Raw genomic sequence first — 11,641 nt, 5'->3', positions numbered from 1 at the left:
GGCGGCCGCCGACGTGGTGCTCGACGGGAACGAGATCTGGGAGAACGGGCTGGACGGCATCCGGATCGACCGGCCGATGACCGACGCCACGGTGGTGAACAACCGGATCCGCAACAACGGCCGCCGCTGCGCGCCGGCGACGAGCGGGGCCGGCGAGTCGGTCCGCTATGGCCACCGGAAGATGGTCGACTCGGCGGCGCACTGGCCGTCCGACGGGCACCGGGGGAAGGTCGTCCGGGTGGGCTCGCGGACCGCGGTGGTCGTCGCGAACACCGACACCGAACTGCGCCTCGCCGAGGTGCGGCCGGACTCGGTCACCGGCTGGAACGAGGACACCCCGCCGCCCGGGACGCGCTACGAGTTGCCGGACCGGCCGCCGATCCGCGCCGGGATCACCGTCAACGCCCCGTTCGACTCCGCCTCCGTGCGGGCCAACCGGATCTGGGACCACCGCGACGACCAGACCCAGACGTACGGGCTGTGGGTCACCGGGCAGGGCAGCTGCGTGTCCTGCCGGGTCGAGGACAACGACTTCGCCGACAACGCGGCGGGAGCGGTACGCCTGGACACCCCGCCGGTGGGCGGGCACTGGCAGCGCAACCACCAGGAGAACGGCTGAGGAGCCTCCGGGTGCCGGTCGTCCCGGCACCCGGAGGGCACGGAGTCAGTGCAGGTGGGTGGCGATCGCCGCGGCGAGGCGGTCGGGGGCGCCGTCGGCGTACCCGATGAACAGGCTGGGCTCGGTGAGCTCCAGCTCGACCAGGACGGGCGCGCCGTCCGGGCCGGGGATCAGGTCGACCCGGGCGTAGAGCAGCCGGTCCGTGCCGCCCGGGACCACCGCGAGGGTCTTCTCCGCGGTGTCGAGCTGCTCCGGGGTGGCCGTCCGGGCGTCGATCTGCTCCTCCTTGTAGAGCCCGGCCACACCCTCATCGGGGCCGGTCAGCATCGGCCCCTTGCGGATCGCGTGGCTGAACGCCAGGCCGTCGGGCCCGGCCAGGAAGAGCAGCGCGGTCTCCCCGGCGGTGTCCACCGCGCCCAGGTACGGCTGGACCATGGTGACCCGGCCGGCGGCGGCGAGCCGCCGTACGTGCGCCACGGCCAGCTCCCGGTGCTCCGGGTCGGCCAGGTCGTACCGGCCGGTGTCCTGGCTGCCGGCGCTGACCGCCGGCTTGATCACGTACTCGCCGGCGTCGGCGGGCGGGGTCCAGTGCTGCCCCGGCTCGATCCAGGTCGTCGGCACGGTCGGCACGCCCGCCGCGGACAGCTCCGCGAGGTAGCGCTTGTCCGTGTTCCAGGCGACCACATCGGCGGGGTTGACCAGGCGCGGGACGTTCTGCGCCCAGGCCACGAACTCGCCGTGCCGCAGTGCGTAGTCCCACGGTGAGCGGAGCACGACCAGGTCGTAGCCGGACCAGTCCACGGCCGAGTCGTCCCAGCGCGCCGGCTCGGCGGTGATGCCGCGCGCGGCGAGCGGGCCGAGCACGAGCCGGTCGTCCGGGTCGAGGTCGGGCAGGGCGGAACAGGTGACGAGGGCGACCCGGGGTTCCCCCCGGGTCGGCTGGGGGTGGTTGGTCAACTTACGTCAACGGGCCATCGTGCGTCGGGCCATCGACCGCCAGAGGTCGTTGCTCGGCCGCATCTGGTCCATCAGTTCACGCTCCCAGGCGTTCTCGACGGTGACCCCCGCGGTGGCGCAGGCCTCCCGGGCGATGTCGGTGCCGTCCGCGAACTGGTCGGCCCACGCCCCGTCCTCGCCCACGAGGACGATGCGCGCGCCGCGCTTGCCGACGTACTCGATGACCGCCTTCGCCCCGCCGTGCCCGGCGGCGAACGACCTGATGCCCGCGACCAGGCCGTTGGGGGCCTGCTCGGCGACGGTCTTGTCAGCCGTCAGCGTCGTATCGGAACCATCTGCCATGACGGGAAGCCTAAGCAGACTTCCACCCACATGCGCGAGAACGATGAACTAATTGTGATGCCAATTACCTACGGGTTTAAGGAAGACCACAGGTGATTCGCCCGTATATGCCGGATAGATCAGGGCGAAGCGGACGGGCTAGATCGTCACTATCTGTCCAGGTTGGGGCGCTACCGCATTACCCGAAAAAAATTTCTGGAGAACTTCGCCACCTGTGGACACCCCCAGCTCCGTGGGGCCCTGAACGGGCCGCGGCTACATCAGGGCGTCAAGCGCGACGGCCGCGAAGAGGATCGTCAGGTAGGTGGTCGACCAGTGGAACAGCCGCATCGGCTTGACCGCCTCGCCGCGCGCCGCCCGGCGGCAGAGCTTGTGCGCCTCGACGACGAAGACGCCGCCGACCACCAGCGCGGTGATCCCGTAGATCGGGCTCATCCCCAGCGGCCAGACGGCCAGCGAGGAGAGCAGAGTGAGCCAGGAGAAGATGATGATCTCGCCGTTCACCCGGCGGACCGAGGCCACCACCGGCAGCATCGGGATCCCGGCCCGGGCGTAGTCGGCCTTGTACTTGATCGCCAGCGCGTAGAAGTGCGGCATCTGCCAGAAGAAGACCACCGCGAACAGCCCCCAGGCGGCCGGGGCCAGCGAGCCGGTGACCGCCGCCCAGCCGATCAGCACCGGGGCCGCTCCGCAGGCCCCGCCCCAGAAGGTGTTGGCCGCCGTGGTCCGCTTGAGCCAGAGCGTGTAGACCAGGTCGTAGTAGGCGATCGCGGCCAGGGTGAGCCCGGCCGCCAGCCAGTTGGTGAGCGCGGCCATCAGCGCGATCGAGATGACGGCGAGCACCAGGCCGAAGATCAGCGCGTTGCGCGGCGACACGGTGTGCGCCGGCAGCGGCCGGCGCTTGGTGCGCCGCATCAGCTGGTCGATGTCCCGGTCGATGTAGCAGTTGAGCACGCTGGCCGCGCCGGCGGCGAGCGATCCGCCGACCAGCACCACCGCCACCAGCCAGAGCGAGGGCAGCCCGCCGGCGGCGAGCATCATCGCCGGCACGGTGGTGACCAGCAGCAGCTCGACGATGCGCGGCTTGGTGAGCGCCACGTACGCGGCGACCACCGCCCGCACGTCCCGCCGCCCGGTCGCCGAGACCTCCGCCGCCGCGCCCACCGGCGGCTGCCCGGCAGAGTTGCTGACGGGGCGCTCGGTGATCATGCTCACGGATTGCCACCTTCCGGCTTCGGCGGGGGAGGTCGGGTCGGCGGCGGACCCCGTCCCGGGTCAACACACCGCCCCACACACTACGCGTCGTCGTTTTCGCTGCCCCGCAGACCCGACAACGGTGCGGGCCGTCACAGTCGGCGATGAGCGAACGATCCGGTCGGACACGCACAGAACACCATGCAGAGATCCCCGGGCGGACGTTTAGGGCCGCTCGATAGGGTCATCAGTGAGGGTTCCGCCCATCTGCCGAGGAGCACAACCATCGTGGCTGCCAACCGACCCGAGCTTCCCGATCTCAACTGGTCCGACCTCGACCGCCGGGCCGTCGACACGGTCCGCGTGCTGGCCATGGACGCCGTGGAGAAATCCGGCAACGGCCACCCGGGCACGGCGATGAGCCTCGCCCCGGCGGCGTACCTGCTCTTCAACCGGGTCATGCGGCACAACCCGGCCGACCCGAACTGGCCCGGCCGCGACCGGTTCGTGCTCTCCGCCGGCCACTCCAGCCTGACTCTCTACATCCAGCTCTTCCTGTCCGGCTACCCGCTCGGGCTGGAGGATCTCAAGGCGCTGCGCCAGTGGGGCTCGCTCACCCCGGGCCACCCGGAGCACGGCCACACCCCCGGCGTGGAGACCACCACCGGCCCGCTCGGCCAGGGCATCGGCAACGCGGTCGGCATGGCCATGGCCGCCCGCCGGGAGCGCGGCCTCTTCGACCCCGACCCCGACCGGGCCGACTCCCCCTTCCGCCACGACGTGTGGTGCATCGCCTCGGACGGGGACATCGAGGAGGGCATCAGCCACGAGGCCAGCGCGCTCGCCGGGCACCAGCAGCTGGGCAACCTCTGCCTGATCTACGACGACAACGAGATCTCGATCGAGGACGACACCCGGATCGCCAAGAGCGAGGACGTCGCCGCCCGCTACGCGGCGTACGGCTGGCACGTGCAGACCGTCGACTGGCGCCGCGGCGACGCCGACCAGGACGACTACCACGAGGACGTGGAGGCGCTCTACCAGGCGCTGCTGGCCGCCCGGGCGGAGACCGGCCGGCCCTCCTTCATCGCGCTGCGCACCATCATCGGCTGGCCCGCGCCGAACAAGAAGAACACCGGCAAGATCCACGGCTCGGCGCTCGGCGCCGACGAAGTGAAGGCCACCAAGCAGATCCTCGGCTTCGACCCGCAGCGCACCTTCGAGGTCGACGACGAGGTGCTCAAGCACGCCCGCCAGGTGATGGACCGGGGCGCCGAGGCCCAGGCCGCGTGGACCGTCGCGTTCGACGCATGGGCGCAGGCCAACCCGGAGCGCAAGGCGCGGTGGGACCGGATGTCCACCCGTACCCTCCCGCAGGGCTGGGCCGACGCCCTGCCGACCTTCCCGGCCGACGCCAAGGGCGTGGCCACCCGGGCCGCCTCCGGCAAGGTCCTGGAGGCCCTCGCCCCGGTGCTGCCCGAGCTGTGGGGCGGCTCCGCCGACCTGGCGGAGAGCAACAACACCACCATGAAGGGCGAGCCGTCCTTCGTCCCGGCGGTGCACGCCACCAAGGACTTCCCCGGCGACGAGTACGGCCGCACCCTGCACTTCGGCATCCGGGAACACGCCATGGGCGCGATCCTCAACGGCATCGCGCTGCACGGCGGCACCCGCCCGTACGGCGGCACGTTCCTGGTCTTCAGCGACTACATGCGCCCCTCTGTCCGGCTCGCCGCGCTGATGAAGCTGCCGGTGGTCTACGTCTGGACGCACGACTCGATCGGGCTCGGCGAGGACGGCCCGACCCACCAACCCGTGGAGCACCTGACCGCGCTGCGCGCCATCCCCGGCCTGGACGTGGTCCGGCCGGCCGACGCCAACGAGACCGCGTGGGCATGGCGGCAGGCGCTGGAGCACACCGACCGGCCCATCGCGCTGGCGCTCAGCCGCCAGCCGCTGCCGACCGTGGACCGGACCGAGTTGGCCGGCGCCGACGGCACCGCCAAGGGCGGCTACGTGCTCGCCGAGGCGTCCGGCGGCAAGCCGCAGGTGATCCTCGTCGGCACCGGCTCGGAGGTGCAGCTGTGCCTGACCGCCCGGGAGCGGCTGGAGGCCGGCGGCACCCCCACCCGGGTGGTCTCCATGCCCTGCCAGGAGTGGTTCTTCGCGCAGGACGAGGCCTACCGGGAGTCGGTCCTGCCACGCGGGGTAAAGGCACGGGTGAGCGTGGAGGCGGGTATCGCCATGTCCTGGCGCGGGATCGTGGGCGACTGCGGCGAGAGCGTGAGCCTGGAGCACTACGGGGCGAGCGCCCCGCACACCGTGCTGTTCGAGCAGTTCGGGTTCACCCCCGACCGGATCGTGGCGGCCGCGCACGCGGCACTGACCCGGGTGGGCGACATCACCGGCAACCCAACCGGCAACTGAGGGGAGCGTGGACGGCATGACCGACAGGCTTGGTGAGCTGACCGCCGCGGGGGTGGCGATCTGGCTCGACGATCTTTCCCGGACCAGGCTGAGCTCCGGCGGGCTCGACCAGCTCCGCCGGGAGCAGCACCTGGTCGGGGTGACCTCCAACCCGACCATCTTCGCCAAGGCGCTGAGCGACGCCGACGAGTACAACTGGCAGCTCAAGGACCTCGCCATCCGTGGGGTGGACGTCGAGGAGGCGGTCCGCATGCTCACCACGTACGACGTGCGGTGGGCCTGCGACGTGATGCGCCCGGCGTACGACGCGAGCGCCGGGGTCGACGGCCGGGTCTCCATCGAGGTCGACCCGCGCCTGGCCCACGAGTCGGAGAAGACCGTCGCCGAGGCCGGGGCGCTGTGGTGGCTGATCGACCGGCCGAACCTGTTCATCAAGATCCCGGCCACCGAGGCGGGCCTGCCGGCGATCACCGCCACCCTCGCGCAGGGGATCAGCGTGAACGTCACGCTGATCTTCGGCCTGGACCGGTACTCGCAGGTCATGGAGGCCTTCCTGGCCGGTCTGGAGCAGGCGCGGGCGAACGGGCACGACCTGTCCAAGATCGGCTCGGTGGCGTCGTTCTTCGTCTCCCGCGTCGACACCGAGGTGGACAAGCGGCTGGAGAAGATCGGCTCGGCCGAGGCCAAGGCGGTGCGCGGCAAGGCCGCCGTGGCCAACGCCCGGCTGGCGTACGAGCGCTACTGCGAGGTCTTCAGCTCCGAGCGGTGGCAGAAGCTGGCCGACGCCGGCGCCCACCCGCAGCGCCCGCTGTGGGCCTCCACCTCGACCAAGAACCCGGACTACCGGGACGTCATCTACGTCGAGGAGCTGATCGCGCCCGGCACGGTCAACACCATGCCGGAGTCGGTCATCCACGCCTTCGCCGACCACGGTGAGGTGCGCGGCGGCGACACCGTCACCGGCGCGTACGACGAGGCCCGCAAGGTCTTCACCGATCTGCAGTCCGTCGGCGTCGACATGGCCGACGTCATCGACACCCTGGAGCGGGAGGGCGTGGAGAAGTTCGAGGCGAGCTGGCAGCAACTGCTCGACGGGGTCGCGAAGTCCCTCGCCGAGGCGGCCAAGGGCGCCGGGCAGCCGGGCCGGGCCGCCCGGGGCAACGCGCAGGCCGCCGCGCAGGCCGGGGGCAATGCGTGACCGACGGCGCCGGACGCGTCCCGGGGCACCGCCCCGGGACGCGCCTCGCCGTCCCCGCCCCCGGGGCCCCGACATGAGCGAGTGCCGGCGAGCCGATCATCAGGATCGGGCGGAGGCGCCTCGTGCCGGTGCCGAGCGGAGCGAGGTGACGGCATGAGCGACCTGCTGGCCGGCCCGGCGGAGGTCGCCGGCGGGCTGTCCGTGCACGGCGCGGTCGACGCGTCCGCGTCCGTGCGCGCGGCGCTGGTCGCCCGGGACCTCCCGGCCCGGCTGGCCACCAAGGACCCCACCCTGTGGGGCCCCTACGCGGAGGCGGTGGCGAAGATCCGGCTCGGCTGGCTGGACACCCACCGCCGCAGCCGGGAACTCCTCCCCCAGCTCGCCGAGCTGGTCGCCGAGCTGGCCGACCTGGACCACGTGGTGCTCGCCGGGATGGGCGGCTCGTCGCTCGCCCCGGAGGTGATCGCCCGTACCCTGGGCCGGCCGCTGACCGTGCTGGACACCACCGATCCCGGGCAGGTCCGCGCCGCCCTGGCCGACCGGCTGGAACGGACCGTGGTGGTGATCTCCAGCAAGTCCGGCTCTACGGTGGAGACCGACAGCCACCGGCGGGCGTACTGGCAGGCGTTCCTGGACGCCGGGCTGAGCGAGGCGGAGGCGGCGCGGCACTTCGTCGTGGTGACCGACCCGGGCTCCCCGCTGGAGGCGACCGCCGACGGGATGGGCGTGGTCACCATCCCCGCCGACCCCGAGGTGGGCGGCCGGTACTCGGCGCTCACCGCGTTCGGCCTGGTCCCCGCGGCCCTCGCCGGGGTCGCGGTGGCCGACCTGCTCGACGAGGCGGACGCCCTCGCCGGGTCGCTCGGGCGGGACCACGACAACCCGGGCCTGGCCCTCGGCGCGGCGCTCGGCACGGCGGCCACCACCGGCCGGACCACCGTCGCCCTGACGCCCGACGGCACCGGCGTCGACGGGCTGGGCGACTGGGCCGAGCAACTGCTCGCCGAGTCGACCGGCAAGGACGGGGTGGGCATCCTGCCGGTGGTGCTGGATTCCCCGGACGCCCCCGGCGCCACCGGCCCGGACGTGCTCACCGTCAGCTACGGCGGCGCCCTCACCCCGGGCCAGGCCCCGGGGGCCGGCACCGCCGACCTGGCGGTCAACGGCCCGCTCGGCGCCCACTTCCTCGCCTGGGAGTACGCCACCGCAGTCGCCGCGGCGGCGCTCGGCGTCGACCCGTTCGACCAGCCGAACGTCACCGAGAGCAAGGCGAACACTGCCCGCATCCTCGCCGAGGGGCGGCCGGCGGACGCGCCGTCGTTCACCGAGGGCGCGGTCGAGGTGTACGCCCCGGCCGGCGCCCCCGCCGACCTGGTCGGCGCGCTACGTGAGCTGCTGGACGGGCTCGGCGACGACGGATACCTGGCGGTGACGGCGTACCTCGACCGGCGGGGCGACGCGGCGGTGGCCGGGCTGCGCCCGGCCCTGGCGCGGGCGACCACCCGCCCGGTGACCTTCGGGTGGGGCCCCCGCTACCTGCACTCGACCGGGCAGTACCACAAGGGCGGCCCACCGGTCGGCAGCTACCTTCAGGTGACCGGCGCGGTCACCGACGATCTGCCGGTACCCGGTCGCCCGTACACCTTCGGGGAGCTCCAGGCGGCCCAGGCCGCCGGCGACCGGCAGGCCCTGGCCGGCCGGGCGCGACCGGTGCTGCGACTGCACCTGACCGAGCGGGCGGCGGGCGTCGCCCAGCTGCTGGATGCGGCCGGACGGACACGGACGTGACGATGAATGACGTGGAAGAAGCGGAGCGAGGAGGCGGCATGAACCCGCTGCGCGACCCCCAGGACCGACGACTGCCGCGGATCCCGGAACCGTGCGCTCTGGTGATCTTCGGGGTGACCGGGGACCTGGCCCGCAAGAAGCTGTTGCCGGCGGTCTACGACCTGGCCAACCGGGGGCTGCTGCCGCCCGGTTTCGTGGTCCTGGGCTTCGCCCGGCGCGACTGGGGCGACGGCGACTTCGAGTCGCTGGCCCACGAGGCGGCGAAGAAGCACGCCCGTACCCCCTGGCGGGAGGAGGTGTGGGCGCGGCTGGCCGGCAACATCAAGTTCGTCGGCGGGTCGTTCGACGACGACGCCGCGTTCGACCAGCTCGCCGCGACCCTGGACGACCTGCGCGAGTCGCACGGCATCGCGGGCAACGCTGCCTTCTACTTCTCCATCCCCCCGGCGGCCTTCCCGGTGGTGCTCAAGCAGCTCGCCCGCACCGGCATGGCGGACAACGCCAAGTCCGGCGGCTGGCGCCGGGTGGTGGTGGAGAAGCCGTTCGGCCACGACCTGCCCTCGGCGAAGGCGCTCAACGACCTGGTGGACGACGTGTTCACCCGGCAGGACGTCTTCCGGATCGACCACTACCTGGGCAAGGAGACGGTCCAGAACATCCTCGCCCTGCGGTTCGCCAACAACCTGTTCGAGCCGCTGTGGAACTCCAAGTACGTCGACTCGGTGCAGATCACCATGGCCGAGGACGTCGGCATCGGCAGCCGGGCCGGCTTCTACGACTCGGCCGGCGCCGCCCGCGACGTGCTCCAGAACCACCTGCTCCAGCTCCTCGCGCTGGTCGCGATGGAGGAGCCGACCAGCTTCGACGCCGACGAGATCCGGGCCGAGAAGCTGAAGGTGCTCAAGGCCATCACGCTGCCGAAGGACGTCTCCCGGGACACCGTGCGCGGCCAGTACCTGCCCGGCTGGGTGGGCGGCGAGCGCGCCGTCGGTTACCTGGACGAGCAGGGCGTCCCGGCGGACTCCACCACCGAGACGTACGTGGCGGTGCAGCTCGGCATCCAGAACCGGCGCTGGGCCGGGGTGCCGTTCTACATCCGGGCCGGCAAGCGGCTGCCCCGGCGGGTCACCGAGGTGGCCATCATGTTCAAGAAGGCTCCGCACCTGCCGTTCGACCCGGCCGACATGGAGTCGCTCGGCCCCAACCAGCTCGTCATCCGGGTCCAGCCCGACGAGGGCGTGGTGCTGAAGTTCGGCTCCAAGGTGCCGGGCACGACCATGGAGGTCCGCGACATCGCGATGGACTTCCAGTACGGCGAGGCGTTCACCGAGTCCAGCCCCGAGGCGTACGAGCGGCTGGTGCTGGACGTGCTGATCGGCGACCGGACGCTGTTCCCGGACGCCGCCGAGGTGGAGCAGAGCTGGCAGGTGCTGGACCCGCTGGAGCATGCCTGGGACGGCACGAAGCCGGAGCCGTACCGGGCCGGCGAGTGGGGTCCACGGGCCGCCGACGAGATGCTGGCCCGCGAGGGCCGGGCTTGGCGGAGAGCGTGAGCGAGCACTGCGAGCGAACCAGGAGGCTCCCTTGATCGGGTTGTGGGACACCACCGGCAACGAGGTGGTCAAGGCGCTCGCCGCCGAGCGGCGCAGCGCGGGTGGCGTGGCCAGCGGCATGGCGCTCAGTCTGATCGTGGTGGTGGACGAGAAGCGGGTCCGGGAGGCGGAGGCGGCGGCGACCATCGCGGCCTCGGCGCACCCCTGCCGGCTGCTCGTGGTCGTCCGCACCGACGTCGAACGGGAACGCAACCGGCTGGACGCCGAGATCGTCGTCGGCGGCCGGCTCGGCCCGTGCGAGGCGGTGGTCATGCGGACGTACGGCCGGCTGGCGCTGCACGCCGAGTCGGTGGTGATGCCGCTGCTGGTGCCGGACGTGCCGGTGGTGACGTGGTGGCACGGCGAGCCGCCGGAGGAGATCGCGACGGACTTCCTCGGCGTGGTGGCGGACCGGCGGATCACCGACTCGGCGCAGGCCGCCGACCCGATCGCCGCGCTGCGGCAGCGGGCGCGCGACTACGCGCCGGGGGACACCGACCTGGCCTGGACCCGGATCACGCCGTGGCGCACCCTGGTGGCCGGGGCGTTCGACACGGCGCAGGCCAAGGTCACCGCGGCGACGGTGGTCGCGCCACGGGCCGACCCGACGGCAGCGCTGATGCGCGGCTGGCTGGCCGCCCGGCTCGGCATCGACCCGGTCTGGGAGCACACCGACGACTTCCCCCGGATGCGCGAGGTGCAGCTGCGCTGCGCCAACGGCGACGAGCTGACCCTCACCCGGGACGAGAGCGTGGCCCGGTTCCGGCGTACCGGCCAGGAGGACCGGACGCTGCCGCTGGTCCGGCGCCCGCTCGGCGACGAGCTGGCCGAGGAGCTGCGCCGCCTCGACGCCGACCAGGTGTACGCGGAGGCGCTCGGCACCGCCGCCGGCCTCTCCGGGCTGGACCAGCGCCCGGCCCAGCGGGTGCACGTGTGGAAGGATCCGGCGACCGCCCAGCGGGCCGAGGCCGGCGTCACCGCACACGCGGGCGCGACCGCCCACCCGTGAGCGGAACCGCCGCGCCGGCGGGTGGCGCACGGACCGCATCCGGCGGTCGGACAGCACAGGTGACCGCCGTGGGGCGGCCGGACGTGAAGGCACGATGGATGAGTGAGGCGAGTGTCGCCGTACACGCCGACCCCGACCTGCTGGCGCAGGCGGTGGCGGCCCGGTTGGTGGTGAAGCTGCTCGACGCGCAGGCGGACCGTGGCCAGGCGTCGGTGGTGCTGACCGGCGGGCGGATCGCCGCGGCGGTGTACCGGGCGGTGGCGGCCCTGCCGGCCCGGGACGCCGTCGACTGGTCCCGGGTCGACGTCTGGTGGGGCGACGAGCGGTTCCTGCCGGCCGGTGACCCGGAACGCAACGAGACGCAGGCCCGGGCGGCGCTGCTGGACGTGGTGCCGCTGGACCTGGCGCGGATCCACCCGATGCCGGCCTCCGACGGGCCGGCCGGCAACGACCCGGAGACGGCCGCCGCCGGGTACGCGGACGAACTGGCCCGGGCCGCCCGGCCCGGGCACGCC

The 11,641-nt window shown here is 73.0% G+C and carries 9 protein-coding genes and 1 pseudogene; 7 read left to right on the top strand and 3 right to left on the bottom strand.

Features of this window, described 5'->3' with window-relative positions:
- Positions 1-619: pseudogene (locus tag ONA70_RS30010) on the top strand (right-handed parallel beta-helix repeat-containing protein); the annotation flags it as partial.
- A 45-nt stretch (positions 620-664) separates the two neighbouring features.
- Here the strand turns inward: ONA70_RS30010 and ONA70_RS30005 are convergent.
- From ONA70_RS30005 to ONA70_RS29995, 3 genes are all read right to left on the bottom strand, one after another.
- A complete protein-coding gene (locus tag ONA70_RS30005) occupies positions 665-1,576 on the bottom strand; it encodes an ATP-grasp domain-containing protein (RefSeq protein ID WP_265009861.1) in 912 nt (303 codons plus the stop codon).
- 6 nt (positions 1,577-1,582) lie between these two features.
- Complete coding sequence (locus ONA70_RS30000; RefSeq protein ID WP_265009860.1) at positions 1,583-1,918, bottom strand: hypothetical protein; 336 nt, start codon at positions 1,916-1,918, stop codon at positions 1,583-1,585.
- Between the two features lie 255 nt (positions 1,919-2,173).
- Positions 2,174-3,133: a heme o synthase gene (locus ONA70_RS29995; RefSeq protein WP_265009859.1), complete on the bottom strand. Its 960-nt coding sequence runs from the start codon at positions 3,131-3,133 to the stop codon at positions 2,174-2,176.
- Between the two features lie 267 nt (positions 3,134-3,400).
- Between ONA70_RS29995 and tkt the strand changes: the two genes are divergently transcribed.
- The 6 genes from tkt to ONA70_RS29965 form a co-directional block, all read left to right on the top strand.
- The gene (tkt, locus tag ONA70_RS29990; protein ID WP_265009858.1) at positions 3,401-5,539 is read left to right on the top strand and encodes a transketolase; all 2,139 of its coding nucleotides are present in this window, start codon (positions 3,401-3,403) and stop codon (positions 5,537-5,539) included.
- A gap of 16 nt (positions 5,540-5,555) precedes the next feature.
- Positions 5,556-6,737: a transaldolase gene (tal, locus tag ONA70_RS29985; RefSeq protein WP_265009857.1), complete on the top strand. Its 1,182-nt coding sequence runs from the start codon at positions 5,556-5,558 to the stop codon at positions 6,735-6,737.
- 153 nt (positions 6,738-6,890) lie between these two features.
- Positions 6,891-8,525 carry a glucose-6-phosphate isomerase gene (locus ONA70_RS29980; protein ID WP_265009856.1) on the top strand — a complete coding sequence of 545 codons (1,635 nt, stop codon included), beginning with the start codon at positions 6,891-6,893 and terminating at the stop codon, positions 8,523-8,525.
- A gap of 38 nt (positions 8,526-8,563) precedes the next feature.
- Positions 8,564-10,078 (top strand): glucose-6-phosphate dehydrogenase, encoded by a 1,515-nt coding sequence (gene zwf, locus ONA70_RS29975; RefSeq protein ID WP_265009855.1) that lies wholly within the window; start codon positions 8,564-8,566, stop codon positions 10,076-10,078.
- 31 nt (positions 10,079-10,109) lie between these two features.
- Positions 10,110-11,126: a glucose-6-phosphate dehydrogenase assembly protein OpcA gene (locus tag ONA70_RS29970; RefSeq protein ID WP_265009854.1), complete on the top strand. Its 1,017-nt coding sequence runs from the start codon at positions 10,110-10,112 to the stop codon at positions 11,124-11,126.
- 98 nt (positions 11,127-11,224) lie between these two features.
- Positions 11,225-11,641: 6-phosphogluconolactonase (locus tag ONA70_RS29965; protein WP_265009853.1), on the top strand; the 417-nt coding region annotated here is incomplete at its 3' end.

Source organism: Micromonospora yasonensis (assembly GCF_026013475.1).
Taxonomy (GTDB): domain Bacteria; phylum Actinomycetota; class Actinomycetes; order Mycobacteriales; family Micromonosporaceae; genus Micromonospora; species Micromonospora yasonensis.
Note: the sequence above shows the minus strand (reverse complement) of the source record. Positions and strands in the feature narration are given on the sequence as shown.